Source organism: Bifidobacterium colobi (assembly GCF_018555455.1).
Lineage (GTDB): Bacteria > Actinomycetota > Actinomycetes > Actinomycetales > Bifidobacteriaceae > Bifidobacterium > Bifidobacterium colobi.
The window spans coordinates 37,871-64,597 of record NZ_JAFEJU010000001.1 but is presented as its reverse complement, the minus strand read 5'-3'; the positions used below and the strand labels follow the sequence as shown (position 1 = coordinate 64,597).

At 58.2% G+C, this 26,727-nt stretch carries 23 protein-coding genes; 22 read left to right on the top strand and 1 reads right to left on the bottom strand.

Annotated elements, in window-relative coordinates; genetic code table 11:
• The first annotated feature begins 22 nt into the window (after positions 1-22).
• From JS530_RS00285 to JS530_RS00240, 10 genes are all read left to right on the top strand, one after another.
• Positions 23-1,717: an amidohydrolase gene (locus tag JS530_RS00285; RefSeq protein WP_214375300.1), complete on the top strand. Its 1,695-nt coding sequence runs from the start codon at positions 23-25 to the stop codon at positions 1,715-1,717.
• 53 nt (positions 1,718-1,770) lie between these two features.
• The gene (locus JS530_RS00280; RefSeq protein WP_214375299.1) at positions 1,771-3,408 is read left to right on the top strand and encodes an MFS transporter; all 1,638 of its coding nucleotides are present in this window, start codon (positions 1,771-1,773) and stop codon (positions 3,406-3,408) included.
• 48 nt (positions 3,409-3,456) lie between these two features.
• The gene (locus JS530_RS00275; RefSeq protein WP_214375298.1) at positions 3,457-4,374 is read left to right on the top strand and encodes an ABC transporter permease; all 918 of its coding nucleotides are present in this window, start codon (positions 3,457-3,459) and stop codon (positions 4,372-4,374) included.
• 126 nt (positions 4,375-4,500) lie between these two features.
• Positions 4,501-5,589 (top strand): taurine ABC transporter substrate-binding protein, encoded by a 1,089-nt coding sequence (locus JS530_RS00270; protein ID WP_214375297.1) that lies wholly within the window; start codon positions 4,501-4,503, stop codon positions 5,587-5,589.
• Positions 5,590-5,619: 30 nt separating this feature from the next.
• Positions 5,620-6,468, top strand: a complete 849-nt coding sequence (locus JS530_RS00265; protein ID WP_214375296.1) for an ABC transporter ATP-binding protein — start codon at positions 5,620-5,622, stop codon at positions 6,466-6,468.
• Positions 6,469-6,495: 27 nt separating this feature from the next.
• A complete protein-coding gene (gene rsmD / locus JS530_RS00260) occupies positions 6,496-7,080 on the top strand; it encodes a 16S rRNA (guanine(966)-N(2))-methyltransferase RsmD (protein WP_214375606.1) in 585 nt (194 codons plus the stop codon).
• A 4-nt stretch (positions 7,081-7,084) separates the two neighbouring features.
• Positions 7,085-8,005: an AraC family transcriptional regulator gene (locus JS530_RS00255; protein WP_240541009.1), complete on the top strand. Its 921-nt coding sequence runs from the start codon at positions 7,085-7,087 to the stop codon at positions 8,003-8,005.
• A 157-nt stretch (positions 8,006-8,162) separates the two neighbouring features.
• Positions 8,163-9,434, top strand: coding sequence for an MFS transporter (locus JS530_RS00250; protein ID WP_240541008.1), 1,272 nt, complete (start codon positions 8,163-8,165; stop codon positions 9,432-9,434).
• A gap of 180 nt (positions 9,435-9,614) precedes the next feature.
• Positions 9,615-10,640 carry an alpha/beta hydrolase gene (locus tag JS530_RS00245; protein ID WP_214375294.1) on the top strand — a complete coding sequence of 342 codons (1,026 nt, stop codon included), beginning with the start codon at positions 9,615-9,617 and terminating at the stop codon, positions 10,638-10,640.
• Between the two features lie 33 nt (positions 10,641-10,673).
• A complete protein-coding gene (locus JS530_RS00240; RefSeq protein ID WP_240541007.1) occupies positions 10,674-11,684 on the top strand; it encodes an alpha/beta hydrolase in 1,011 nt (336 codons plus the stop codon).
• Positions 11,685-11,699: 15 nt separating this feature from the next.
• On the opposite strand, the gene trmD is transcribed toward JS530_RS00240, so the two are convergent.
• On the bottom strand, positions 11,700-12,545 hold the full coding sequence (gene trmD, locus JS530_RS00235) for a tRNA (guanosine(37)-N1)-methyltransferase TrmD (protein WP_214375293.1): 846 nt from the start codon (positions 12,543-12,545) through the stop codon (positions 11,700-11,702).
• Between the two features lie 98 nt (positions 12,546-12,643).
• On the opposite strand from trmD, the gene JS530_RS00230 reads away from it, so the two are divergent.
• The 12 genes from JS530_RS00230 (at position 12,644) to mtnN (ending at position 26,713) form a co-directional block, all read left to right on the top strand.
• Entirely contained in the window at positions 12,644-12,820 is a 177-nt protein-coding gene (locus JS530_RS00230; RefSeq protein WP_214375292.1) for a hypothetical protein, read from the top strand.
• 81 nt (positions 12,821-12,901) lie between these two features.
• Positions 12,902-14,464, top strand: a complete 1,563-nt coding sequence (locus JS530_RS00225) for a peptidase U32 family protein (protein WP_214375291.1) — start codon at positions 12,902-12,904, stop codon at positions 14,462-14,464.
• Between the two features lie 2 nt (positions 14,465-14,466).
• Positions 14,467-15,447, top strand: coding sequence for a purine nucleoside phosphorylase YfiH/LACC1 family protein (locus tag JS530_RS00220; protein WP_214375290.1), 981 nt, complete (start codon positions 14,467-14,469; stop codon positions 15,445-15,447).
• A 268-nt stretch (positions 15,448-15,715) separates the two neighbouring features.
• The gene (locus JS530_RS00215) at positions 15,716-17,272 is read left to right on the top strand and encodes an RNA-binding domain-containing protein (protein WP_214375289.1); all 1,557 of its coding nucleotides are present in this window, start codon (positions 15,716-15,718) and stop codon (positions 17,270-17,272) included.
• 89 nt (positions 17,273-17,361) lie between these two features.
• Positions 17,362-18,234: an IspD/TarI family cytidylyltransferase gene (locus JS530_RS00210; RefSeq protein WP_214375288.1), complete on the top strand. Its 873-nt coding sequence runs from the start codon at positions 17,362-17,364 to the stop codon at positions 18,232-18,234.
• 43 nt (positions 18,235-18,277) lie between these two features.
• Entirely contained in the window at positions 18,278-18,967 is a 690-nt protein-coding gene (locus JS530_RS00205) for a pyroglutamyl-peptidase I (RefSeq protein WP_214375287.1), read from the top strand.
• Between the two features lie 186 nt (positions 18,968-19,153).
• On the top strand, positions 19,154-20,587 hold the full coding sequence (locus JS530_RS00200; protein ID WP_214375286.1) for a coiled-coil domain-containing protein: 1,434 nt from the start codon (positions 19,154-19,156) through the stop codon (positions 20,585-20,587).
• Between the two features lie 182 nt (positions 20,588-20,769).
• Positions 20,770-22,113 (top strand): C1 family peptidase, encoded by a 1,344-nt coding sequence (locus tag JS530_RS00195; RefSeq protein ID WP_214375285.1) that lies wholly within the window; start codon positions 20,770-20,772, stop codon positions 22,111-22,113.
• A gap of 231 nt (positions 22,114-22,344) precedes the next feature.
• Positions 22,345-23,475, top strand: a complete 1,131-nt coding sequence (locus tag JS530_RS00190; protein WP_240541006.1) for a 3-deoxy-7-phosphoheptulonate synthase — start codon at positions 22,345-22,347, stop codon at positions 23,473-23,475.
• 117 nt (positions 23,476-23,592) lie between these two features.
• Positions 23,593-24,549 (top strand): hypothetical protein, encoded by a 957-nt coding sequence (locus tag JS530_RS00185; protein WP_214375284.1) that lies wholly within the window; start codon positions 23,593-23,595, stop codon positions 24,547-24,549.
• A 203-nt stretch (positions 24,550-24,752) separates the two neighbouring features.
• The gene (locus JS530_RS00180; RefSeq protein ID WP_214375283.1) at positions 24,753-25,985 is read left to right on the top strand and encodes a 3-deoxy-7-phosphoheptulonate synthase; all 1,233 of its coding nucleotides are present in this window, start codon (positions 24,753-24,755) and stop codon (positions 25,983-25,985) included.
• 14 nt (positions 25,986-25,999) lie between these two features.
• Entirely contained in the window at positions 26,000-26,713 is a 714-nt protein-coding gene (mtnN, locus tag JS530_RS00175) for a 5'-methylthioadenosine/S-adenosylhomocysteine nucleosidase (protein ID WP_214375282.1), read from the top strand.
• Positions 26,714-26,727: the final 14 nt, after the last annotated feature.

The following is a 26,727-nucleotide window of genomic DNA, read 5'->3' as shown; positions in this document are numbered from 1 at the left end:
ACAACCAACACGCAAGGAGACGATGATGGCAACAATCTACACTGGCGGCACAATCCGCACCATGACTGCGCCCGATGCAACTGCTCAGGCACTGCTCACGGATGACCGCGGCCGCATCGCCTTCGTGGGAAGCCTTGATGAAGCCCGCAATCGCGCACAGTCCATGATCACTGTGGGTGGTCGTGTTCCTCAGGAGCGCGACCTTGCCGGAGCCTGTCTGATGCCGGGCTTCATCGACTCCCATTCGCATTTCGCCGGCATGGGTCAGCGTCTGACGGACGCCGACCTGGCCGGCTGCGCCGATTTTGCCGAAATCGGCACCCGACTCAAGACTTTTCTGGCTGCGCATCCACTGCCCACAGGCGGTGTGCTGCACGGCTTCAATTATGACCAAAACGAGCTGGCTGAAGGCGTGCACCCCGACCGCCACGTACTCGATACCATGCTCGGCGATGTGCCAACGGTCATCTCCCATGTTTCCGGGCATGTAATCATCGTCAACACCGCACTGTTGAAGCTCATTGGTCTCGACCTGGATGCCGAAGCGCCAACTGGTGGCGTGTACGGCAAGGATGCGGAGGGCAAACTCAACGGCTACTTCGCCGAAACGCCTGCAATCATGCCGATTCTGATGCATCCGGCGGTTATGCCAAGCCAAGGCGTCGAAGACTTGGCCGATGCCATCCAGAACGATTACGCATCCCATGGCATTACCACCTGCCAGGACGGTGCCACGGCACCCGGATACGCCGAACGATTCGTCAAGCTTGCCGAAGCCCATCAGCTGAAGCTCGACCTGACCTGCTACCCCATGATGGGCCAGGATTTGGATGCCGTATTCGAATCCGTTGGCTCCTATGCCAGCGGCGGCACCAGCGAAGGCATCCAGTATCTGAATCATCTGCGTTTCGGCGGCGTGAAACTGTTCGTGGATGGCTCCCCACAGGCGCGCGGCGCTTGGCTGTCCGAGCCCTACGAGCCGCTGCCGGCATCCGCCAAAGCCAACGAGCCGGCCGGCTACCGAGGTGCGGGCATCCTCAGCGACGAGGCCATGCGCGCATTCCTCGACCATGCGCTCGAACGCGGGTGGAAGGTCATGGCACATTGCAACGGCGATGCCGCCAGCGAACAATTCCTCACCCAATACACCGCCGCCTACCGTGCCAGCAGCAAACCCGACAAGTTCGATCTGCGGCCGGTGATGGTCCACTGCCAACTCACTCGCAACGATCAATACGCGCGCATGGCAGCCGTGCACATGATTCCCTCGATATTCGTCTCCCACTGCTGGTTCTGGGGCGACGCACACATCAAGAACCTGGGATTCGCGCGCGCATCCCGCATTTCCGCAGTGCACGATGCGCTGGACTACCATCTTCCCTTCACTTTCCACACCGATTCGCCCATCGTGCCGCCGGATCTCATCTTCGCCGCATGGTGCGCGATGACCCGCGTCACCAAGCACGGCGTACAGCTCGATCAGGCACAATGCGTCGGCGCATGGGAGGCATTCAGCGCTATCACGCGCAACGCGGCCTACCAGTACGGCGAGGAAGCGCGCAAGGGCACTTTGGAAGCCGGCAAACTCGCCGACCTGACCATTCTTGACGCGGACCCGCTGGCCGCGTCGGCGGACAAGGCCGAAGCTGCGGCCCGCATCCGCGAACTCAAGGTACTCGAAACCATCAAGGAAGGAACCACGGTTTGGACAGCGTGATTGCCGCGCGCGAATGATACGCGTTCGCGGCGAAGGAACAGAGAGGTAACATCATGGCAACAACACACAACACCAAGTCAGCATCGGCGGATGGCAGTAGTACTGCTGTCGTCAGGCCATTCGGCTGGCGAGACAAAATCGGATACATGTGCGGCGACTTCGGCACGGACTTCATGTTCGTGTTCGCCGGCACCTGGTTCATGATCTTCTATACCAAGGTCATGGGCATTCCCGGTACCATCGTCGGCACGTTGTTCCTGCTGGCACGCGTGCTCGACGCGGTGATGGACGTGACCGTCGGCGTGGTGGTGGACCGCTCCAAAGACCATCCGGGCGGCAAATTCCGTGTGACCATGATGCGTTTCACCGCGCCGCTCGTGATCCTCTCATTCCTCATGTACCAGACGTTCGCGATCAACGCCGCCATGTGGGTCAAGATCGTCTACATGTCCATAACCTACGTGGTGTGGTGCTTCTTCTACTCCTGCGTCAACATCCCGTTCGGTTCCCTGGCCTCCACGATTTCCGCCGACGCCGACGACCGCACCAGCCTGTCCACGATGCGCAGCATGGGCGGCACCATCGGCGGTCTGATTCTCGGCATTGTGGCACCGATTGTGATCTACCAGAAGGTAGACGGCCATCAGGTGATTCGTGGCGGCGACGGCACGCATATCTTCGCCATCGTGGCGGCCGTGGTATCCATCGCCGCGTTCATCGGCTATGTGATCTGCTACTTCAACGTGACCGAACGCGTGCATCCCGACCCTGATCAGAATGCCAAGGAAGGCGAGAAGCGCTCGCCGGTCCACATGATTGCCAACGCGTTCTCCTCCCGTTCGATGCTGGGCATCGTGGCCGCCGCCCTGTGTCTGCTGGTGGCGCAGCTGTTCAGCAACCAGCTGATGACCTACGTGTACACCGATGTGTTCGGTTCGGCGGCGCTCGCCTCCATCTCCGGACTGCTCGGCACGGCGGTGATGTTCCTGGTGGTGCCGTTCGTCAAGCCTCTGACCCGACGCTTCGGACGCAAGACCATCTGCTCGTTCGCCTCGGCGCTCGGTGCCGTCTCCATGCTGCTGCTGTTCGTGATGCAAACCCGCAGCGGCATCGTGTTCCTCGTTGGCGCGGTGTTCATGTATTTCGCGCTGATGGGCTTCAACTTGGTGATTTGGGCCATGATCACCGATGTGATCGACGATCTCGAAGTTACGCGTGACACCCGTGAGGAAGCCACCTGCTTCTCCTGCTACTCGTTCGCCCGCAAGATCGGTCAGGCGGTGGCCGGTGAGCTGGCCGGCCTGTCGCTCGACTGGGTCGGCTACCAATCCGGTGCCACGGCAGTGCAATCGGCGGCTACCAAGACCGCGCTCTACAATGTGGCGACCCTGGTGCCCGGCGTGTTCTTCCTGCTTACCTTTGTGTGCCTGGTGATTATCTACCCGTTGAGCCGTGACCGTGTGCTCTACAACGTGGAGGTGCTGCGCGTCAAGCGCAAGGGCATCACCGGCGAAGAAGCTCGCCTGCTCGTCAAGTACGAGGGCATCACCCCGACCGGCACTACACCGGAAGGCAGCACCATCGAATGGCCTGACTTCCATGAGCTCGAACGTGCACGTGAACTGTCCGCCCGTACCGGAATCGCGATTCGCGATCCACAGGCTGAGGCGTCGACGCGTATCGAACAGTAATGCCGCCGGCAAGGTTCGTGAACGAATGTGAACACTAAGGAGAGAGATATGAGTGAAGCGACAACACCGAATCCGGATACGCCGGTCGTGGCGGGAACCGCAGTGGCCGGCACATCGATTGTGGAGGGTGAGGCTACCGCCAAGCGCAAGCCGATGCCGGCCTGGATGAAGTCGAAGAAAATCCAGCCGATTATCTCACTGGTGCTGCTCATCGCCGTATGGTGGGCCGTCACCTCAGCGGGGCTCATCAACTCACTGTATCTGCCCGGTCCGAAAGCCGTCTGGGATGCGTTCATCGAGGCGAACAGCTGCCGTCCGGCATCAGCTGGTTCCTCACGCATCGTCTGCGGTGAACAGCAGTACTTCCTCTGGCAGCATCTCGTAGTGTCTTTGGAACGTATCGGCATCGGCATGGCGCTGGGCATTGTGGTCGGCGTGCTGGTCGGCTTCATCCTCGCGGAAATCAGTTGGCTGAACCGCATCATCCTGCCGTACATCAACTTCATTCGCGCACTGCCGCCGCTGGGCTACATTGGCCTCTTGATTGTCTGGTTCGGCATTGGCGACACCACCAAGATCTGGCTGCTGTTCCTTGCCGCATTCCCACCGATTGTGCTCGCCACCGTCGATGGCATCAACGGTGTGAACCGTGATCGTGTGAACTCCGCGCTATCGTTGGGCGCTTCCCGTCCAAAGGCGTTCCTGTTCGTCGTCTTCCCGAGCGCTTTGCCTTCCATTATGAACGGCATCCGACTGGCGGTCGGCTTCGCATGGACCACCGTGGTGGCAGCCGAGCTCAACAACGGCATTCCGGGCATCGGCGCGCTCGCCTATCTCTCCGGCACCGAGCTCAACACTCCACTGACCATCGCCTGCATCTTCGTGATCGGCATCGCGGCACTGCTACTCGACTGGCTGATTCTCGGCATCACCCATTTGGTGACTCCGTGGGTCGGCAAGGAATAGGTGCAGTTGTAATGACGACTTCTCTCGGCTCCCTTGGTTAGGGGGAGCTGCCGGCAAAGCCGACTGAGAGGAAGTCATATGGGATACGCGACATCAACGTTGTACGTCGTTAGAGAGGAATCGAACATGCGTGAAACAAGCCGTGAAACAGTCCGTAAGATTGGCGCATTGCTGGTATCGGCCACGGTGCTGGCCAGCCTCGCCGGCTGCGGCAAAATGCCCACCGCCGACGAACTGGTCGGCAACACGTCAGGCGCAGCCGTAACCGACTGCCCAGTACCATCAGCCAAGAACGAGGACTTCAAAGGCACCATCCGCATCGCCTGGCAGGCCATTCCGAACGCGGATCTGATTGTCAAAGATAAAGGACTGTTGGAAGCATGCCTGCCAAACGCCACCATCCAGTGGAGCCAGTTCAACTCCGGTGGCGACGTGATTCAGGCGTTCGGCTCGAACTCGCTGGACATCGGCCTAGCCGGATCCTCGCCAGCCGTGCGCGCGGCATCCGCCCCGCTGAATCTGCCGGTCAAAGTGATTTGGATTCACGACATCATCGGCGATGCGGAATCGCTGGTGGCCCGCGGCGGCAACTACAAATCCATCAAGGATCTCGCCGGCAAGAACATCGCCGTACCGTTCGGCTCCACCTCACACTTCTCGCTGCTCTCCGCCCTGCACAATGCCGGTATGAATGAGACCAGCGTGAACCTCATCAACCTCGATCCGGACAAAATGTCCGCCGCTTGGACGCGAGGCGAAATCGATGCGGCTTGGGTATGGGATCCGGTCCTGAGCACGTTGAAGGCGGACGGCGGCACTATCGTGACCTCCAGTGCGGCCACCGCCAAAACCGGCTCCGCCACCTACGATATGGAACTCGCCACGGACGCGTTCATCACCGCCAACCCGAAAGTCATGGAAACCTGGACCGCCGTGGAGAATTACGCGGCCGGACTGATCTCCAGCAAGACGAACGATTCCGCGGAATCCATCTCCACAATCCTGGGCAACTCAGTGGCGGATGTGAAGAAGCAGTTCAAGGGCTACACCTACCCGCAAGCCAAGGACCAGAGCGACATCTTCCACGGTCAGCTGCCCGGCATCTTCAAGGACACCGCCGAATTCCTGAAAACCCAAGGCAGCTTGGACAAGGTAAGCGCCGACTACTCCAGTGTGCTCTACACCGATGCCATCGATCACGTGGCCAAGCAGTAGCGGAACAGATGCAGTAAGAAAGGACGTATCATGGCGAACGACAACGCACTCACCTGGGGTGAGCTCACCGAAAAGAAGACGATGGATGACAACGGCGTGGCCGTGGACATCCGCGGCGTCAACAAGCGCTTCGTCACCCAGCAGGGCGATCAGGTGACCGCACTGCACGATATCAATCTGACTATCAACAAGCATGATTTCATCTGCGTGGTCGGCCGCTCCGGCTGTGGCAAAACCACGCTGCTCAACATGCTGGCCGGTTTTGAGAAGCCATCCGACGGCGAACTGGTCTCCGGCGGCGTGGCTATCGATGGGCCAAGCCCGAAGCGAGGCGTGGTATTCCAGAAGCCGCCGCTCTACCCATGGCTCACCGTGCGCAAGAACGTGGAATTCGGCATGAAAATGCAAGGCGTGCCGGCTGGTGAGCGCAAAGAACGAGCCGACCACTTCCTCGATTTGGTGGGATTGACCTCCGCCGCCGAACGCCGGCCCTATGAGCTTTCCGGAGGTATGCAACAGCGTGCGCAGATCGCCCGCGTACTCGCCACCGAACCGGACGTGATTCTGATGGATGAACCCTATGGCGCATTGGATGCGTTGACCCGAGAAAAGCTGCAGAACGAGCTGCTGCGCATCTGGCGCGAACGCCACAGCACGGTGTTCTTCATCACCCACAGCGTGGACGAGGCCATTTTCCTCGCCACCCGCGTGATTGTGATGAGCGCACATCCGGGAACCGTGAAAATGGACATTCCGATCACCCTCCCACGTGACCCCGATGATCCGGACAATATGGAGAAGGTGCGTGCCATGCCGGAATTCGTGAAGCTGCGCGAGGAAATCACGCAGGCCATCTACGTTCAGGACGATCAGGAGTAGTTGCAAGCAACGGCTAAGCTGGTGGCCATGCGCGTAATTTCAGGACGATTCAAAGGCATGGCACTCGCCACCCCGAAAACCGGTACCCGGCCCACCACCGACCGCACCAAGGAAGCCATCTTCTCCCATCTGGACTCATGGGGAGTGTTGGATGATGCCCGCGTGCTGGACCTGTTCGCTGGCACCGGCGCGCTCGGCATCGAAGCGATGAGCCGAGGCGCCCGTGATCTGGTGGCTGTGGAAAGCTCACGAGCGGCGGCCGCGTTGATTACCAAAACATTGGCCGACCTCAAGAAGAATCGTTCGTGGAGCGCCGATTTGCGCGCTCGCGTGCTGGTCAAGAAAGCCGAAGCCGTGGCCGGCGGCTTCGGAGAGCCATTCGATGTGATATTCATCGATCCGCCATATGCCTACGAAACAGCGGCTTGCAATCAGCTGCTCGCCGATCTGGCGGCAGGAAGCGCCACCAATGAACATACGGTGATTATGCTCGAACGGTCGATTCGCTCGGATGATCCCACCGCACCCAAAGGCTGGGAAATCACCGAGCGACGCAACTACGGTGAAACTGCCGTCTTCTACATCGAACCCGCCACCGAACAAGGCGAGTGACACCATGTTCACGCCCGAAGCCTTGCAGCGCATGTTCCACGTCGATCACGACCTCAACTATGACGCAGCCATCGACGATGACCACCATGAATCCTGGGGATGCTCACCCATCTGCCCGGCCATCGTGCGCGTACATACGGAAATGCCGGCACAGGATGTGCCCCTGCATTGGCATCTGGGCAGTGAGCTCATCTACTCCCGGCATGGTCGGGTGCATGTATTCATCGATGGCGAGGACACCACCATCGATGATGGGCAGATATGCCTGATGAGCCCGAAAAGCCTGCATTCCATCCATCCCGAGCCGTACGACGACGGCCAATGCTGCCTTTCCATCACCTTCGATGGCGAGTACCTTTCCCGGTTGAATGCAAGCCTATCGAACCGGCACCTCATGCAAGGCGTGCCACTGGGGCGCGGCTGCGAACGCACGGCCGACGAATTGGTGGACTTATGCGAGCGCATGATCGACTGCGTATTCAGCGAATCGGATATGCAGCTGATCTGCATGAACGCGTTATTGTTCACCATCCTGAATCATCTCGATAAGGAATGGACGCTGGATAATTCTTCTCAGCAGACCGCATCTGCATTGGGGGAGATCCAGAACATCACCGACTATATGAGTACGCACTTCGCCAGCGAGGTGAGCATTGCGCAGATCGCGCAGCATTTCGGATACTCGCGCGAATACTTCTCCCGCATGTTCAAACGCAGCGCCGGCGTGACACCGGATCAGTACCTGACGGAAATCCGCTTGCAATCATCGGTGGACGATTTGCTGAACGGCGACTACACCATCGCACAGATTGCCGAGCGCAACGGATTCTCCCATCCGCGCTCGCTGGCTCGCGCTTTCGCCGCAAGATTCGGTATGACTCCGGCAGTGTTCCGCAAACATTATCGCGGTAGCGGCAACGCCTGAGAGTAACGCCTGATGCAGGCGAGGAGAAACTGACAGAACACGTCACAATCTGACGGATTAGGGTCAATTTTTTGACCAGTCGGCACCTGATGAGTTCCGTATGCTGAAGACACATTTGCAAACGAGGCAAATCAGTCGAAAGCAAAGGAGCTTGATCATGAGCAACGAACCCGTAACCACTGGCACTGCTGATGCCGTGGCCGCATTGCCGCAAAGCGGTGGTGCGCGAACCTTGCTGAAAAGCGCGATCCTGTCATTGTCCCTGCTGCTGTGCAGCGTCTCGGTGACCATGGCCGTGGTCTCCAGCCTGAAGCAGGACTTCCCGAACGCATCCACCATGGAGCTGCAATCATTCGTGAATGTGCCGGTGATCGGCGGCATCATCGCCACCCTGATCGGTGGCTTCCTGGCCAATAAGGTCGGTAAGAAGAACCTGTGTCTGTTGGGCACCCTGCTGTGCTTCGCCGGCGGCTTCCTGCCGATGTTCGTGCCGTCGCTCGCCTTTAAGATAGTGCTGCGCGTAATCTGCGGCTTCGGCGTCGGCCTGATTCAGCCGCTGTCCGCCTCCCTGATCGTCGACTGCTTCAAGGGCCGCGAAGCCGACACGATGATGGGCATCCAGTCCGCCATGGTGGGCTTGGGCGCCACCATCTTCTCCTCCGCCATCGCCGGCATCATGACCTTCGACTGGCATTACTTCTACTTCGTCTACTTCATCGCCCTGCTCGTGTTCTTCATCGTGCTCGTGTTCGTGCCGAACAGCGTGAACGAGATCGGCAAGGTCCACAAGAGCGAAGAGGCCAGCGCAGCCGCCAAGCCGAAGCGCACCAAGATGCCGTTCGGCGCCTACTTCGGCATGATTCTGCAGATCGTGTTCGCCACCGGCTACGGCTTCTACACCGTGAACCTGTCCCTGGCCGCTGAGGAAACCGGTGTCATCACCGCAGTGCAGGCCGCCACCGTTATGACCGTCGTCTCCATCTCCTCCTTCATCGGCGGCTTCCTGTTTGGCTTCGCCAAGCGCTTCGCCGGCATGTTCATCGGCATCATCGCCATCGCCATGGAAGCGGCAGGCCTGTTCCTGTGGGCCAACACCGCCTCCCTGGGCGCTTGGTATGTGGCAGGTGCGCTCTTCGGCGTTGGCTTCTGCTGGTTCATGCCGTACGTGAACTTCCTAGTCAACGAGCACACCGATCCAACCATCTCCGCACAGGCCACCGCCTACGCCTTCTTCGGCAACTCGGTCGGCTCCTTCCTGCCCACCTACGCATTCGCCGCACTCGGTGCCATCACCGGTCTGACCAGCACATGGAAGTCGTTGAACGAAGCCGGCGTCATGATGATCATCTGCATTGTGATGGTGCTCGTTTTCAACGCCTTCGACAAGAAGAAGCCAGCTGCAGAGGTTTCCGCCGAAGCAGCCCAGTAGTCTCGGCTGGCGGATTCGCAGTCAAATCAACACTTGTGGCAGCAATGCCTCACCGTTGAATTCCCTCCCAGTGGCGGTCGTTATGGCCGCCACTGCCATACCACTGACTACCAACCCATTCAATTCATACTCAACAATAACCAAGCAAACCTCAGCAATGAAGCTTCAAGGAAGTGCACAATGAACTGCCCAACCAATGAATCCGCAACCCCTGACATCTCCTCAATGATTGCGCCGCCCTCCCCGCAACCGCTCGAACCGATTCCTACCCCGATCCCCGAAACTAAGCATTTCCCACACACCGACGAAGTCCCGGAAGGTTGCATCGTACTCGACGAGCCCACCGAGGATTCCTTCGGCTACCCGGTGGATATGGAACAGGTCACGTATGTGACGCGCCAGCTTGCGGACGGTTCCTCCGTCGACCTGCCGCTGTGGGTGTTCACGCCGGGCGTGGATAACATGCCGGAGGGCGAGATTCCAGAAGGCGGCTGGCCGGTCATCGTGTTCGTGCGCGGTTCGGCGTTCCACGAGCAGAACGTGCTCGACTACCTCAACTACTACGTGCGTATCGCCGAAAAGGGCTTTGTGGTGGCCGCCGTCAAATACCGTGCCAGCGATGATGCCCCGTTCCCAGCCCAGATGCAGGATTGCAAAACCGCGGTGCGTTTCATCCGCGCCAACGCCGAACGCTACCACGCCAACAAGGATCGCGTGGCACTCTGGGGCGACTCCTCCGGCGGCCATACGGTGCTGATGGCCGGTTTCACTGGCGATACTGCGCCGGATACGCCGGAATATCAGCCGGTGAGTGCCGAAGTGAAGTGCATTGTGGACTGGTATGGCCCGACCGACTTTGCCATGATGAACCATTACCCCAGCTCGCAGAACCATCACGTGTCTGAATGCCCGGAAGGTGTGGAACTTGGCGGTGTGGATGTGCTGGAGCATCCGGATCTCAACAAGGCGGCCTCGCCAATGACCTATTTGACTGCCGATCGCGCAACGCCGCCGACACTGATCATGCACGGAGGTCGTGATCAGTTGGTGCCGTTCAACCAGAGCTGTCGCCTATACGCCACGATGAAGGCACTCGGCAAGGATGTGACCTTCTACAAGCTCGATAATTCCTGCCACGCCTGCTACGGATTCCGCAGCGACGCCGCATTGAACATCGTGTTCGATTGGCTGAAGAATCGACTCTGAAACTCGAACCAGCGTTTATCGTAAAGAAGAACCATGATGACTGTTATTGACATTGAATCCCAGGTTGCGCCGCCTGCCGCCCATCCACTAGCCCCCATCCCGACACCACCCAGCCAAGTGGCACAGTTCCCTCGCACCGAGGAAGTGCCGGAAGGCTGCATCGTCATCGATGACCTCGATACCGATGATTTCCTCTACTCCACGTACATCACCCAGGAAACCTATGTGACCCGTACGCTCGGCGACGGCACCGAACTGCCGCTCAACGTGGACATCTACACGCCGTTCCACGACGATGGCAATATGCCGGACGGCAGGCCCCAAGCTGGCTGGCCGGTCATCGTGTACATGCGCGGTGCCGCATTCCACAAGCCGAATCCGTCCAGCTTCAACAGCCTGTACATCCGTTTGGCGGAAAAGGGGTACGTGGTGGTCGTTCCCGAATACCGTCCGAGCGATGTCGCGCCGTTCCCGGCCCAGATGCAGGATTGCAAGACCGCGGTGCGTTATGTGCGCGCCAACGCCGAGCGGCTTGGCATCGATCCGAACCGCATCGGCTTGTTCGGCGACTCCGCAGGCGGCCATACGGTGCTGATGGCCGGTTTCACCGGGGATACTGCGCCGGATACGCCGGAGTATCAGCCCGTGAGCGCCGAAGTGAAGTGCATTGTGGACTGGTATGGTCCCACCGACTTCGCGATGATGAACTACTATCCGAGCTCGCAGAACCACGCGCCCGCCGAATGCCCGGAAGGCATGGAGATCGGTGGCGTGAATGTGCTGGAGCACCCGGAGCTGAGCCGCAACGCATCGCCGATGAGCTATCTCGATGCTGATCGCGCGACGCCGCCGACCCTGATCATGCATGGTGGTCGCGATTTGCTGGTGCCGTTCAATCAGAGCTGTCGCCTGTACGCCACGATGAAGGCGTTGGGTAAGGATGTGACCTTCTACAAGCTCGGCAACGCCAGCCATGCCGCCTACGGTTTCCGTAGCGATCGCGCAGTCGGTCTGGTATTGGACTGGCTTGCCGAACGACTGTAAGTAGCAGTTGGCCAGTTAACTCAGACGCCGCGGATGGGCGGCGGAAACCTCCCAGCCCAACGCCATCAACGTTTTACGGTCGGCCTTATCCAGCGCCTTGCAATCCAGGGCTTCGATAAGGTCCGGCCGTATTTCGTTGGTGCGGGTCAGCGCCTCATCGCGGCGGAAACGGTCAACCTTGCCGTGATCGCCGGAAAGCAGTACTTCGGGCACCGAGATGCCGCGCCATACCGCCGGCTTCGTGTACTGGCGATGCTCCAGCAGCGCGCCCTCGCCGGTGTAGGATTCCTCCACAATCGAATCCGGGTTGCCCATGAATCCAGGCATCAGGCGAGTGATGGCCTCAAGCATCACCGACACCGCCACTTCGCCGCCGTTCAATACATAATCACCAATGGAATATTCGCGCACATCAATGCCTTGCGCGCGGTAATAGTCAGGGATGCGCGAATCGTAGCCCTCATAGCGGCCGCAGCCGAACAGCAGATGTTCCGCATGGCTCAGCTCAGTGGCATCGCGCTGAGTGAACAGGGGAGCGGACGGGTTAGGGAAAATCAGTACTGGAGCGGCGACACTGGAATCATTGTCTTCCGCAGCCACATCATTAGGAGAATCGTCCTCGTTTGGAGCAGGTAAATCGAGCAGCTCATCAAGGCATTCTGCCCACACTTCAGGCTTCATCACCATGCCAGCACCGCCGCCGACCGGCGTATCATCCACCGAATGATGCACATCGTGCGTCCAATCGCGCAGATTATGCGCGGTGATCTCCAGCAGTCCCTTGGACTGGGCCTTGCCCATCAGACTCAGATTCAGCACCTCGAAGTATTCGGGAAACACGCTCACAATATCGATCTTCATGCAACACAGCCTACCGATACCCCTCCCGTTGCCTGTGCCATTTTCTTGTGCGATAATTGACAAGTCAGACAGCGTTGTCGAACAAGTGGAGGGGCATCATGAACAACAATCGTTACAACTGGAAGCTGAGATTGTTGCTGACCATCATGCTGATTGCGAATTTAGTTGTGGTGGTTGCGTTGGAACGAATTACCGGAAACTATTTGGTATTGCTTTCATTCGTTGTATCCGTGATAGGTGCAGTGCTGATTGTTACCGACAAGTCAGAGCGATAACAATCGGATAATGCTGCAGAAAGCAGCTGCCTAAAGCACATTACAGGGCGGTCGTTACACTATTGCGTGATGAATACGACGATGAGAATCCCCACACGCAAGAAGCCGGAAGTATTGTCTCCGGCCGGCAACCTGCGCGGTCTGAAGGCTGCGGTTGATTATGGTGCCGATGCCGTCTACTGCGGCGGCAAGGCTTTCGGCATGCGTTCGGCGCCGAAGAACCTGAGCCTTGAGGACTTTGAGGAAGGCTCCCGGTACGCGCATGAACGCGGTGCCCGCGTGTACGTGACCTGCAACGTGCTGCCGCGCAATAACGAGATCGAGGCGATGCGCGAATACGTGGGGCAGCTCAAAGACACCGGTGTGGATGCGCTGATCGTTTCCGATATCGGTGTGATGATGATGGCCCGCCAAGTGGCGCCGAACCTGGAACTGCACGTTTCCACCCAGGCCGGCGTGACCAACTATCAGGCCGCCAACGCGTTCTACGAGCTCGGCGCTCGCCGCGTGGTACTGGCTCGCGAGATGGATCTGCAGGCCGTGCGCGACATCCGTGCGAACATCCCGGACGATCTTGACATCGAATGCTTCGTGCATGGTGCGATGTGCATGGCCTTCTCCGGCCGCTGCCTGTTCTCCAACTATCTGACCGGCCGCGACGGCAACCATGGCGAATGCGCGCAGCCATGCCGCTGGAAGTATTCGATTGTGGAGGAGAAGCGCCCTGGCCAGTACTTCCCGATCGAGCAGACCAAGGATGGCGCCTACCTGTTCAATTCGCAGGACATGAACATGTTGGGTCACTTGGATGACCTGATTGACTCCGGTGCCACCAGCCTCAAAATCGAAGGCCGTGCGAAAAGCGCCTATTACATTGCCGCGATGACTAACGCCTATAAGACCGCGGTGAACGAATACATGATTCAGCGCGGCTTTGAGTCCGCTGATGGCACGGTGCTGAAGCCCTTCCATGATCAGGTGATTCGCCCAGGTGACCCGGACTTCGGCAAGACGAACGGCGAGGATGCGATTATGCGCAACGCGGACAAGGCGTTCGCCGGTGTTGCTGATGAAGGCTACGAGCGCATTGCTGCTGCGCCGACCGCCAAGGCTGCCCCGGAGCCGGACGGCATGAGCTCCCACGCCCGCTCCACCCGTCGCAAATCCAACACGGCAGTGGAAATCATCGAAAGCGACTGGAAGCATGCGGCGGTACGCCCTGCCCCGCACGTCGAGCTGCCCGAATGGCTGCTTGAGGAGACCGACAAGGTGGCCCATCGCGACTATTCCACCGGTTTCTATTACCCGGAACACAAGGTGACGCAGAACACCGACCGCTCCGCCTACTTCCGCTCATGGCTGGTAGTCGGCGAAGTGCTGAACTGGAGCGCCGATGAAGGCGGCCGCGTGACCTTGATGAGCCGCAACAAGATCGAACCGGGGCAGGAAGTCGAATTCCTGCTGCCTGGCGAACGTCCGCTGGTGTTCACCGTGCCGGACAGCGGCTTAAGGGATGCAGATGGTCTGCCGGTTCCCTCCATCAACAACCCTGCGCACGTGTTCTCGATGCCATGCCCGCATCAGGTGCCCGTGAATGCAGCCATTCGTTCCCGTACTAAGAAACCCACGTTGAAAGCCGAATGATCATGACCGAATATAGTGACGAAATCCTTGACTCCAGTGCCATGAGCTCCACCGACCGCAATGGTCGCCCAATCCCGGTAACCATTCCGATTGCGCTCGCCCCCGGCGTCACCGTGGTATACACCACGCGCCTCGGCGGCCTCTCCACCGGCGACTATGGCCATCTGAATCTCGGCGGCAAATCCGGCGATGATCCGGAAGCCGTACTGTCCAATCGCATCGCCCTGTCCGAAGCGATACATGCGCCGCTGTCCCTCGTGAGCCAAGTGCACTCCGGCATCGCCATCGACATCGATGAACCGGGTCACGAGTCCAACGCCGACTTCGGATTTGACGCTTCAGGCACCCACGGCGCAACCCCAAGCACAGTCATTGAAGCCGACGGTCAGGTGACCTCCCGCAAGGACATCGCCCTCGGTATGTTCGCCGCCGACTGCCTGCCGGTGCTGATGGCCGATCCGGAAACCGGCATCATCGGTGCCGCCCACTGCGGACGCCGCGGACTGGAGCGCGGCGTCATCGGTGCCACCGTGGAACTGATGCAGCGCAAAGGCGCCGACCCGAGCCGCATCATCGCCACCCTTGGCCCGCGCATCTGCGGCGACTGCTATGAAGTCGGCGATGAGATTGCCGACACGTTCATCAAGCGATTCCCGCTGACCAAAACCCAGACCCGCTTCGGCGGCGCAGGCATCGACATCGCCGAAGCGGCAATGATCGACTTGGCATTCGCCGGCGTGCATCAGGTGGTGGATTCGATGCCGCGCGTGCACGCCGCCACCGAATACCTCGAGGAAGACGCCGAACTCGCAGAACTGTGCCGTACCGACGGTGAAGGTCCTGCCGAATTGGCCGAGCGTATCGGTGCGATTAGCCGCAGCATGTGCACGCTGGAGAATCCGCTCTGGTATTCGCATCGCCGTGCCGCGCTTGCCGGCAAAGCACACGAAGGCCGCATGCTGGCCCTCATCGTGCGCCACTAGCATGAGCGTTGCGACATTCTTCGTCTCGTTGTGCCTGTGTAAGTACCGGCCGACGAGACGAACTGTTATCTGCACTGGTGGTCTTACGATTCATGCACATTTAAGACAAAAGTGATATAAATGCTAGAATTGTGTATGAATTAATTACGCTCATACTACTGTTGTGACGGCGATGTGAGTGATATATGTGTCATATATGTATATATAATATGTGCAGATGTCACAATGGTGTGCGCAACAATGTGCATAATGCGAAGGGTGGGGATTAATGACGCCAGATGATTTAACACAGGTATTGCGTGGTGGGGAATCCACGACTGTTGAATTCAAGCGGTGTGGCGATTTACCTCATGCGGATACGTTTGAAACCGTATGCTCGTTCTCTAACAGAATGGGCGGGGACATCTATCTTGGCATCGATGATGATGGGGACGTGTCGGGGGTAGATAAATCGCGCGTTGCTGAAATCGAACGAAATATCGCGAATGTGGCGAATAATCGTAAGCTATTTGTTCCCGCGCCGACTCTCGAGACCGAACATTGTGAATATGACGGACGCATGATCATACGCATATGGGTTGCTCCGAGCTCTTCGGTGATTCGGTTTAAAGGCGTGGTGTATGACCGTATCGCCGACGCGGACATACGTCTTGAAAGCGATATTCAAATCAGTCAGATGTATATTCGCAAACAGAATTATTATTCTGAGCGGCGCATTTTCCGCTATATAACGCCATTTGATCTGCGTGCCGATCTCATCGCTCGAATGCGAGACATGGCGGTGGCGCAACGAGCAGGCCATCCTTGGGGAACAATGTCGAATGATGAATTGTTCCGTAGCGCCAAGTTGTACGATCGTGATTATGCGACAGGCGAGGAAGGCTTCAACTTAGCGGCTGTACTGCTGCTGGGCAAGGATGAAGTGATTTCTTCAGTGTGCCCGTCCTATGTCACCGATGCATTGGTGCGGCGAGACGATGTGGATCGATATGACGACCGCTTACTCGTCCGCACTAATCTTTTTGATGCCTATGATCAACTTACCGGTTTCGTGCGTAATCATCTGCCTGATCATTTCGCGTTGAACGGTGATAAGCGAACCAGTCCTCGTGAGATTATCTCCCGAGAGTTGGTGGCGAATAGTCTGATGCATCGAGAATACTCCAGTCCGGTAGTGGCTCGCATCATTATGGATAATCAATCAGTCCGTACAATCAATGCTTCCCGGTCATTCTTCGAAGGACGTATGCGATTGGGTGAATTTACTCCCATGCCCAAGAACCCGATTATCGCTGACGTCTTCCTCCAAACTGGAATTGCAGAGAAACTTGGCAGCGGCCTTAGGACTCTCATCAAAGCCGCTCATATGTATGCAGGAGCGGAACCGGAATTTATCGACGGGGATATCTTCACTGCCGCGATTCCGACGACTCATGCTGGTGTGTCAGACGATTCGACCGTTGTGTCGTCTTCCAATCCGCTTTCGAATGGAGTCGAAGCAGCGCATAAGGATGCCGAAGTTCAGCGGGCTGTGATGAGTGTCGGTCAAGATGAGCCGCGATATGGGCGCTTAGATCCAGAATGGGCGATACGGATGTCAATAGGACGGCAGGTGGAGGCCTGTGGCGTGGTGACCGTTCCTAACATCATCAAAGATACCGGACTGGATGCTCGAATGGTGCGTAAGCGTTTGAATCGTATGGTCGAACAAGGCCAGTTTGTCGTGGAAGGTAAGACAAAAAACCGTCGGTATGTAAGTACGCCAAAGCTGAACCTGCGGGAATATGAAGATAATAAGGATGCAATCAACAGTATGGTGTCCTGAAGGCAATGAAGGAATGCATGCGCGCACATTCCGTGGAGAACATGTGAGGCACGTCACGAACGGGCATGCCTCACCCTACGGTGGAGCCTATGACTGAGAGAGATTACGAAACTGCCGTCAATACTGATGAGGTCGCAGCAAACGAAGCGCCAGCAACTGCCAAAGCACAGACCGTGCCAGTAGTGGCGGTAGTATTGGCGGCCGGTTTCGGCACCCGATTCGACCCGGATAATCCCAAGCAGCTGGTATCCGTTGGCGGCAAGCCGATAGTCTGCTGGAGCATCGAAGCATTCGAACGGTGCGCGCGCGTGAGCGATATCGTTGTGGTAGTCAACAGCAAGGTGCGTGAAGAAGTCGAATCATTGATTGACCAGCAGGGCTACGGCAAAGTGCGCGTGGTCATCGACGGTGGCGCCGAGCGCGTGGACAGTACCGCAGCCGCATTGGACATGCTGGCGGCCGCCGGCATTCCGGGCAATGCCAAAATCCTCATCCACGATGCCGTGCGCCCGTTCGTGGCGCAGCAGGCCATCGATGGCTCCATCGATGCGCTTGACCAGTTCAAGGCGGCGACCGTGGCCTATGCCTCCACCGACACCGTGCTGCTGACCCGGGATCTCGGCGATCTCAAAGTCGTCAAATCAGTACCCGACCGTCCCAACACGTTCCGCGCGCAGACACCGCAATCCTTCCGTTTCGCCACGATTCGCCAAGCCTATGACCTGGCATCCGCCGACCCGGACTTCCATCCCACGGACGATACGCGCGTGGTGGTGGATTATTTGCCGGATGTGCCGGTGGCCATTGTCTCCGGCGCGGAAACCAACATGAAAATCACCACGTTGGAAGACATTCCCACCGCCGAGCGCATCGCCGAACAGCTGGAGGGCTTCGACCCCAAGGAAGCCGCCCGCGCTCGCATGCACGCGTTGCTCGCTCAGGCTGCCGGCCAGATGCGTTAGTGCTGGGATAACACAGATGTGTTCAGCGGCTACACTAGGCATTATGCGTGAACTTACTGTGGTGATTTCCGGCTTCGACCATTACGATGACGTCGATATCAACCCGGCCTATGAAGTACCCAAGGCCATTGCCGAGCAAGGTTTGGGCGCTCCTACGGGTGCCGATAATCCCCTGGGTGACGTTCACGTGAGCATTCATGCCGTGCAGCTGCCGGTCAGCTTCGCCAAAGCATGGCCCACACTGAAGGGGGCCATTGAGGCCACGAAGCCGGATATCGTGATCGCCACCGGGCTGAAGCATTCGGCGCGCAGCGTCATGCTGGAGCGTTGCGCCACGAATCTCATGGATGCCGAACGCCCGGATGCCGACAATGTGATTCCTCGTCGCAAACCAATCGACCCTCATGGCCCGGCAGCATACTGGACGCGTTTACCGTTGCGCTCAATCCTGCAGGATTTCACCGACGACTCGATTGCGGCATCCTTGAGCTCCGATGCCGGAACCTTTGTCTGCAATTCACTGTTCTATAACCTGCTCAACTGGACGGCCACGCAGGAACGTGTGCTCGGCGGGTTCGTCAGCTTCCCGCCGGTGCGTCCGGCAGGCGTTCCGCAGAGCATGACGCAGCATGGACTGCCGCTGGACCAGCAGATCGAAGCTGGGCGTGATGTGGTGCGCGAAGCCGTGCGCTACTACTTGAAGCCGTCCAGCTCCGACATTCTCATCGCCTAGTAACAGCGTTCGCGCACAACTGCTGTCCGCATTGCGGACTCAAGGGGCGCCTCTCCACGCGCAAACTAGAACATCATTCGCACGCATTGTAACGATTGCATATCAATGAGTGTCTTTACAGTCCTCATGCGCTACAGTGCATGAGGACATGCCAAAAGGCTAATGGATGTGAAAGGAAATTCAGCCATGGTGGATCGTTTCCCGGTGGTGCTGCGAGGATATGACAAAGAGAAAGTCGATTTAGCGTTCGACGCCGCTCAGGACAGCCTGAACCAAGCGCAGAAGACGCTTGCCAGCATGCGCGAGCAGATTGCCGCCGACGATGATCGTATTCTGCAGCTGCAGGCTCAGCTGCAGGAGGAGCGCAACAAGAAGCCGCAGAACAACAGCTTCGCCTCCCTTGGCGCCAATGCTCAGCAGATGCTCGCTTCCGCCGAGCAGACCAGTACCGAACTGCTCAATCGCGCCAAGCAGGACGCTTCCGCCACCCGCATGGCTGCTCAGGCTCAGGCTGAAACCCTGCTTAACAACGCCAAGCTTGACGCCCAGCACATCCTTGATGACGCCAACGCCAAGGCTTCCTCCATTCTGCAGAATGCCAACAATCAGGCTGAATCCCTGACTTCTTCCGCCAAGGAGGAAACCGATCAGCTGCGCGCCGAAACCACCAAGAACATCACCGAGCAGCGTCAGACCGTGGCACTTGAGCTGAGCAACGCCCGCGAAGAACACGACAAGAAGCTGTCTTCCGAGCGCGCCACCCAGGAGCGTGAGCTGGCCGAGCTGAAGGCTGAGGCCACCGCCAAGATCGCCGAGCAGCGCAAGAACGCCAACGAAGAGATTTCCAAGCTGAAGTCCGATTCCAACGATCAGATTGAAGCCGCACTGGCCGAAGCCAACAAGAAGCTCGCCGACGTGCGCGAACAGGTTTCCAAGATGATGACCGAAGCACAGCGCAAGGCTGGCGAAATCATCGATGCAGCCAAGTCCAAGGCTCAGGAAATCACCGATGAGGCTGAAGTTAGCCGTACGAACACCATGAGCAAGGTCAGCGCCGAAGTCGAACAGATTCGCACCGACATTGCCGCCCAGCAGGACGAGGCTACCAAGAAGGTCAACGAATTACTCGCTCACTTGGAGGAGCGTCGCGAAGCCGCCAAGAAGGAAGCCGACGAGCTGATTAGCCAAGCCAAGACCACGCGTGAGGAAGCGGATTCCTACGCTGCAAGCAAGCGCGAAGCTGCTGATGCCCAGGCCGCTGCCATCGTGCACAAGGCCGGTGAGGAAGCTGACGCCCAGGTTGAGGAGCGTCGCGCAGCCGCTCAGAGCGAGCTCAATAGCCTGAGCAAGCACATCGCCGACCTGCAGGAGCGCGAAGCCACCATCACCCAGCGTGTCTCCGAACTGCGCTCCATGTTCGCTCAGGCCTTCTCCGGCTTCGCGTTCGACGCGGTGAACAAGCAGGAGCAGGCGCAGTCGCTGCCGGTGGTCAACCCGGTTCCCGAGCAGGGCAATACCGCGGAAGAGGCCGGTGCGTCCGATGCCCCTGCTGCCGAGTCTCGGGAAAGCGAATCCGCCAACGAATCTGAGCAGCCGGCTGAAGCTGGATCTGAAAACTAATCCTGAGTGCTTCGGTACTGAATCATCTCAGTACCGGATCACTTCAGTACCGAATCACTAAGGACAAGCCCTCGACTACACTGCTAGAGGCAAAAGAACTGCGGCACCTGTGCACTTGCGCCAGGTGTCGCAGTCGTTGGTAAACCGCGCCACAAGCGCACCAATCCAAAGAAGGAGTAGACATGAGTGAACTGACGCCGCTCACCGGCGAAGCGCTGAACGCACTGCGTGACGAGTTCGACGCCGACGGCACCAGCCGTCTGGCCATGAACGCCGTGACCGCAGCCGGAATTGAGAAGGTGGCCCGCAACTATGATCGCGCCCGCCTGCTGCAGCGCCGATTCTCCACCGTGGTTGATAACGGCGAAGCCACCCATCAGGATCGTTCCGGCCGTTGCTGGCTGTTCAGCTCCCTGAACGTGGCCCGTTTCATCGCCAAGAAGAACATGAACCTCAAGGAGTTCGAGTTCTCCCAGAACTACGCGATGTACTACGACAAGCTGGAGCGCGTCAACTACTTCCTGAAGGATATGGCCGCTCTGGTGGCAGCCGGCGAACCGTCCGACTCCCGTCTGGTGCAGCACCTGCTCGCCGATGTGATGGGTGATGGTGGCCAGTGGACCATGGCTATGAACGTGTACAAGAAGTACGGTGCCGTGCCGAAGGACCTGTTCCCGGAGACCGAATCCTCCAAGAACACCCGTGAGATGAACGTGCAGTTGCGTGCTCTGCTGCACACTGCCGTGGCACACATGTACGCTGCCTCCGGCGATCAGGCTGCCATCGATCAGATTGTGGCTGATACCACTGCTGCCGGTCACCGCATCCTCACCATTCACTTGGGTGAGCCGCCGGTCTCCTTCGATTGGGAGTGGACCGACAAGGACGGCGAATTCCACCGTGACGGTGAGATTACGCCGGTGGAGTTCTGGAAGAAGTACGTTGGCCCGGCTGGTCTCGAAGACTACGTGTGCCTCGTGGATGATCCGCGTGCCGAGCATGCCAAGGGCAAGAAAATCGGTATCGAGCACCTGGGTAATGTGGCCGGCGGCGATGCCACCGAGTACCTTAACGTGCCGAACCAGTTCATGAAGGACTGCGTCAAACAGATTTTGGTCGAGCAGGGCATCCCGGTGTGGTTCGGTGCCGACTGCCACCCGTTCATGGACCGCGAGAACGGCGCTTGGGCCACCGATCTGTTCGAATACGGCAAGGTGTACGACGTGGACTTCGATCTCGATAAGGAAGCCCGCGTGCGTTTCGGTGATTCCGCTATGAACCACGCCATGGCGTTCGCCGGCGTGGACGTGGCCGACGACGGTTCCACCCGCCGCTGGCGTGTGGAGAACTCCTGGGGTTCCAAGATCGCCGACAAGGGCTACTTCACCATGTCCGACGACTGGTTCACCGAGTACGTCTACGAGGTCGCCGTCCCGAAGACCATGCTCCCCGAGGAATACCAGAAGGCCCTCGAAGAGCCGGCAACCATGCTCCCCGCATGGGATCCGATGGGCGCGCTCGCATAAGAAAGAGCCCGGTGGGCTCTTTCGCGAGCGCGCCGAGCCGCGACAGCGGCGAGGTAATACTGAGTGCCGCCGAAGGCGGCTCCTTAATTGCAGGGCTCGGAGAGCTTTGGCCTGATGGGTACAAACGCCCGACCGTCCACAAAACGGCCGGGCGTTTCCATATCTGCCGACACGCAGGTAGACTTACGTCTTTGCATGCTTATCAATCGGAGAAGAGAGAGGAGAGTCGGCATGGCAGCACTTCGTGGTCCGGATAGTTCCGAAGACGAACGTCGTTTGGGGGAGCAGGCCGTCTTTCCTGAGACGGTTGATGTCAATATCCGTCAGCTCGACCCAATTCCGGCGCCTCGCGCGTTTTTGAAGGAGCAGCCGCTCACTGATGAGATGAGTGAGCTGGTGCTGCATTCCCGTCAGGAAATCCGCGATGTGTTGAACGGTCGTGATGATCGTCTGCTGGTTATCGTTGGCCCGTGTTCCATTCATGATCCCAAGGCCGCGCACGAGTATGCCGAGAAACTGGCTGCAGTCAAGCGTGAGCTGGAAGACCGTTTGGTGATTGTGATGCGCGTGTACTTCGAGAAGCCGCGTACCACCATCGGCTGGAAGGGTCTGATCAACGATCCCGATCTGGATGGTCGGTTCAATATTCGTAAGGGCATGTGGCTGGCCCGTAAGGTGCTGACCGACGTGCTGAGCCTCGGCTTGCCCGCCGCCACCGAATGGTTGGATCCCATCACTCCGCAGTACATCTGCGATGCCATCAGCTGGGGTGCTATCGGTGCGCGCAATACCGAGAGCCAGGTCCACCGCGAGCTGGCCAGTGGCCTGTCGATGCCAGTGGGATTCAAGAATTCCACTGATGGTTCCATCAAAGCCGCTGCTGATTCCTGCTATACCGCAGGTTTCGAGCATCATTTCCTGTCCATTAATCTGGATGGTCGCGTTATCTCCGCTGAAACCAAGGGCAACCCTGATTGCCATCTGGTGTTGCGCGGTTCCAGCTCTGGTCCGAACTATGATGCCGAATCAGTGCGCAAGGCGCTGGAGGCATTGAAGGCTTCCAAGGCTTCAGGCCCCAGCCAGTACGGCTTGGTCATCGATGCCGCTCATGGCAACTGCGGTAAGAACGAGGTCCGCGAAGCTGAGGTTGTCGAGGAGATCGCCGACCGTCTGGCCAAGGGCGAGCCGGGCATTACCGGTGTGATGATGGAGAGCTTCCTCGTCGGCGGCCATCAGAAGCCGGCCCCGCTTGATCAGCTGGTCTACGGGCAGTCCGTCACCGATGCCTGCGTGCCGTGGAATCGTACCAACGAGCTCCTGCACACGTTAGCCGACGCCGTCACCGCCCGTCGTGTACTGTAGCTCGACTTAGTGTTGTGGATAACTCAAAGTTATCCACAACACTTTGTACTGCGTCATAGTATGCACATTGTTGAGTAGCGCTTGCGCGCGCGGCTTTGACATCCATATGCTCAAATCATGAAAGAGCACAAAGAAGTCGCCGCTTTACTCCGTTCCGCACAATCGGATTTGCGTTGCGCATCGGGAACTACTGATGCGCAACGCAAAGCATTGCGGCGCCGCCTTGTTGCGGGTGAATTAGTTTCGCCATATCGCAATTTGTATGCTGACTTCGATTACTGGCATACGTTGAATAAAGAGCAACAATCGCTGCACGTGATTCGCGGATTGGCGCATAAGCATCCTTCATGGGTGTTCACGGGATTGAGCGCGGCTTGCGTATATGGGGTGCAACATTCCCGCCTATTGCATGATGGGAAGATATATGTGGCTGCTCATGGTGGTATTGGCGGTGCCGATGAATCTCGCCTGGTGCGTGTGTACATGAACAGGATTCCTCAACAGGTGGAGCAGGGGATTTGTCTTGTGACCCCCGCTCGGATGGTTATCGATTGTGCCGGATATCCGTTTGCGCAATCCTTGGCCATTATCGATTCGACGTTGCGTAAGGGTTTGGCTTCATGCGAGGAAATCGAAGCGATGGCGCTGCAAACCGTGTGCGATGAACAAGCGATACGGAGACTGGTGCGTTACGCGGATTCTCGTAGTGAGAATGGAGGCGAATCGTTATTCCGCGGTCTGATGATCGAACGACAGTATGCCGTACCGATGCTGCAAGTGGAATTCGATAATCCCGATAATCCAGTGGCGCCTTATCGGGTTGATTCTTGTTGGAAGTTGGCAGACGGTCGCATCATTGTTGCCGAGTATGACGGTATGGCGAAGTATGCGGATGGGGCTAATAAGAACCGAGCCAGTCTCCAATCCAAGTTGGATTATGAACGTCACCGCGAGCAGCATCTGAAATCTCAAGGAGTTACTGGCATCGTCCATGTGTATTACGAGGATTTGATGGTTCCTCGCCGCTTGGAGGACAAGTTGGATTCGATTGGAGTGCCGAAGTTGGTGGCATAACTCTCATTTCGAAAAAATACGCCACTGAGACAGCGTGAGTGGCTTGTTTTCACGAGGTTAGGGAAAATCTCGAAAAAATACGCCACTGAATATATCCAGATAAACCCGCAAGCATTCTTCCGGCGACAGCTTCCATGGTTCCTTTCCCCTTGCCGCTATGGTTGGGTATTCTTGGTGAGGATGAGTCACAAGGAGTACAAGACATGCAGCAGCAGCAAGGCGTACCGCCGACCGTAAACCCGTTACAGGTCGGTCCGCAGCCGTTAAACACGCCTGAAGAGCTTCGCGCCATTCGCCAAGCCATGGGCGAAGGCAAGAATCCGCTGATTGCCACCGATGTGCCACGTTGGGAGGACCAGGTCGGCGTCAGTCGCATCATCAATCGCCGTGTTCTGGAACTTGAGCCGCTACCCACACCTGCCCAGGTGCTTGCCGAGCTGCCGCTCAGTGCGCAGGCGCAGGAGATTGTCGCCTATTCGCGCGATGAGATTCGCGCATGCCTCTATGGTCAGGATGATCGTCTGCTGGTGATTGTTGGCCCCTGCTCGGTGCATGATCCCAAGGCTGCGCTTGATTATGCGCATCGCTTGGCCAAGGTGATGAAAGAGACTGAGCGCGAGCTGCTCATTGTAATGCGCGTGTACTTTGAGAAGCCGCGTACCACGGTGGGATGGAAGGGTCTGATCAACGACCCGGATATTGATGGCAGCCATCACATCAAGAAGGGCCTGTTGATGGCTCGCAAGACGCTGCTCGGCGTATTGGATGAGGGCTTGGCTGCAGCCACGGAGTTTTTGGAGCCCACGAGCCCGCAGTTCATTGCCGATGCGGTGAGCTGGGGTGCCATTGGCGCTCGCAATACCGAAAGCCAGGTTCATCGTCAGCTGGCTAGTGGCCTATCGATGCCGGTGGGCTTCAAGAATGCGACTGATGGGTCGGTGAAAGCGGCAGTCAACGGATGCTTCGCCGCCGCTCAGCAGCACACGTTCTTCGGCATCGACCATCTGGGTCGCGCCTGCGCGGTGGAAACGCTCGGCAATCCCGATTGCCATGTGGTGTTGCGCGGCTCGATTCATGGCCCGAACTATGACGCTGCCTCGGTGGCCAAGGCAATGGATACGATTCGCGATGAAATGCCGGGTGATTCCGCCGCTGCCCATGGTTTGATCGTGGACTGCTCACACGGCAACTCCGGCAAGGATGAGCATCGCCAGGCCGAAGTGGTGCGTGATATCGCTCGCCGTATAGCGCAGGGTGAGCGCGGCATCACCGGCATCATGATGGAAAGCTTCATCGAGGGCGGCAACCAGAAGGCCGCACCGCTTGATCAGTTGGTGTATGGCAAGTCCATCACCGATAAGTGCATCAGCTGGCCTGATACCGAAGCGCTGCTGCATGAGCTCGCCGAGGCTGTGGCCGCACGTCGTTGGAAGTAAGGAAAGGATTTCGCATGGGCATGAAAACCGTTGCCATCATTGGTGCATTGCATGAGGAAGTGGCGTTGATCGCCAAGTCGCTGACGCATGTGAAGCATGTGAACAAGGGCAGTCTCGATATTGCTGTGGGCACTGTGGACTCCTTTGGTTCCGATGTGATTAAGGTTGCGGCCACGGTGGGCGGCATGGGTCTGGTGAATGCCGCAGCCACTGCTCAGCTGCTGATCGACGAGTTCAGCCCCGATGCTGTGATTTTCAGCGGCATCGCCGGCAATCTCAACAAGCATCTGCATATCAATGATGTGGTGCTCGGCGGCACACTGCGCTACCTTGACACTGATATGCGCTTGGTGGGCCAGTGGAAGCCCGGCACCGAGGAGAAGCCGGTGCAGGAGTTCTTCTCTGATCCGAAACTGCTGGAAGTGGCTGATCAGGCATTAAGCAATGCCGGCATTACGCATATCACAGGCATTATTGCGTCCGGTAATTACTTTGTGGACACTCCTGAGAAAGTCAGCGAGGTCATTCGCCTGACTGGTGCGGATGCGGTGGAGATGGAGGGTGCCGCTGTGGCGCAGGTCGCCGCCCGCAATGAGATCCCGGCACTGGTAATTCGCGCGCTGTCCGACAATGCGGATACGGATTACGAAGTGTTCAAGGAATTCGACATTTCTGAATACGCCGACACCGCGGCCCGTCTTGCCGTGGACATCGTCAAGCGCCTGTAGCGCATTGTGCCTGC

Bases quoted from the DNA above. Each gene is read 5' to 3' on its own strand.
- JS530_RS00285 (WP_214375300.1), top strand. From the start codon at position 23: ATGATGGCAACAATCTACACTGGCGGCACAATCCGCACCATGACTGCG.
- JS530_RS00280 (WP_214375299.1), top strand. From the start codon at position 1,771: ATGGCAACAACACACAACACCAAGTCAGCATCGGCGGATGGCAGTAGT.
- JS530_RS00275 (WP_214375298.1), top strand. From the start codon at position 3,457: ATGAGTGAAGCGACAACACCGAATCCGGATACGCCGGTCGTGGCGGGA.
- JS530_RS00270 (WP_214375297.1), top strand. From the start codon at position 4,501: ATGCGTGAAACAAGCCGTGAAACAGTCCGTAAGATTGGCGCATTGCTG.
- JS530_RS00265 (WP_214375296.1), top strand. From the start codon at position 5,620: ATGGCGAACGACAACGCACTCACCTGGGGTGAGCTCACCGAAAAGAAG.
- rsmD (WP_214375606.1), top strand. From the start codon at position 6,496: ATGCGCGTAATTTCAGGACGATTCAAAGGCATGGCACTCGCCACCCCG.
- JS530_RS00255 (WP_240541009.1), top strand. From the start codon at position 7,085: ATGTTCACGCCCGAAGCCTTGCAGCGCATGTTCCACGTCGATCACGAC.
- JS530_RS00250 (WP_240541008.1), top strand. From the start codon at position 8,163: ATGAGCAACGAACCCGTAACCACTGGCACTGCTGATGCCGTGGCCGCA.
- JS530_RS00245 (WP_214375294.1), top strand. From the start codon at position 9,615: ATGAACTGCCCAACCAATGAATCCGCAACCCCTGACATCTCCTCAATG.
- JS530_RS00240 (WP_240541007.1), top strand. From the start codon at position 10,674: ATGATGACTGTTATTGACATTGAATCCCAGGTTGCGCCGCCTGCCGCC.
- trmD (WP_214375293.1), bottom strand. From the start codon at position 12,545: ATGAAGATCGATATTGTGAGCGTGTTTCCCGAATACTTCGAGGTGCTG.
- JS530_RS00230 (WP_214375292.1), top strand. From the start codon at position 12,644: ATGAACAACAATCGTTACAACTGGAAGCTGAGATTGTTGCTGACCATC.
- JS530_RS00225 (WP_214375291.1), top strand. From the start codon at position 12,902: ATGAGAATCCCCACACGCAAGAAGCCGGAAGTATTGTCTCCGGCCGGC.
- JS530_RS00220 (WP_214375290.1), top strand. From the start codon at position 14,467: ATGACCGAATATAGTGACGAAATCCTTGACTCCAGTGCCATGAGCTCC.
- JS530_RS00215 (WP_214375289.1), top strand. From the start codon at position 15,716: ATGACGCCAGATGATTTAACACAGGTATTGCGTGGTGGGGAATCCACG.
- JS530_RS00210 (WP_214375288.1), top strand. From the start codon at position 17,362: ATGACTGAGAGAGATTACGAAACTGCCGTCAATACTGATGAGGTCGCA.
- JS530_RS00205 (WP_214375287.1), top strand. From the start codon at position 18,278: ATGCGTGAACTTACTGTGGTGATTTCCGGCTTCGACCATTACGATGAC.
- JS530_RS00200 (WP_214375286.1), top strand. From the start codon at position 19,154: ATGGTGGATCGTTTCCCGGTGGTGCTGCGAGGATATGACAAAGAGAAA.
- JS530_RS00195 (WP_214375285.1), top strand. From the start codon at position 20,770: ATGAGTGAACTGACGCCGCTCACCGGCGAAGCGCTGAACGCACTGCGT.
- JS530_RS00190 (WP_240541006.1), top strand. From the start codon at position 22,345: ATGGCAGCACTTCGTGGTCCGGATAGTTCCGAAGACGAACGTCGTTTG.
- JS530_RS00185 (WP_214375284.1), top strand. From the start codon at position 23,593: ATGAAAGAGCACAAAGAAGTCGCCGCTTTACTCCGTTCCGCACAATCG.
- JS530_RS00180 (WP_214375283.1), top strand. From the start codon at position 24,753: ATGCAGCAGCAGCAAGGCGTACCGCCGACCGTAAACCCGTTACAGGTC.
- mtnN (WP_214375282.1), top strand. From the start codon at position 26,000: ATGGGCATGAAAACCGTTGCCATCATTGGTGCATTGCATGAGGAAGTG.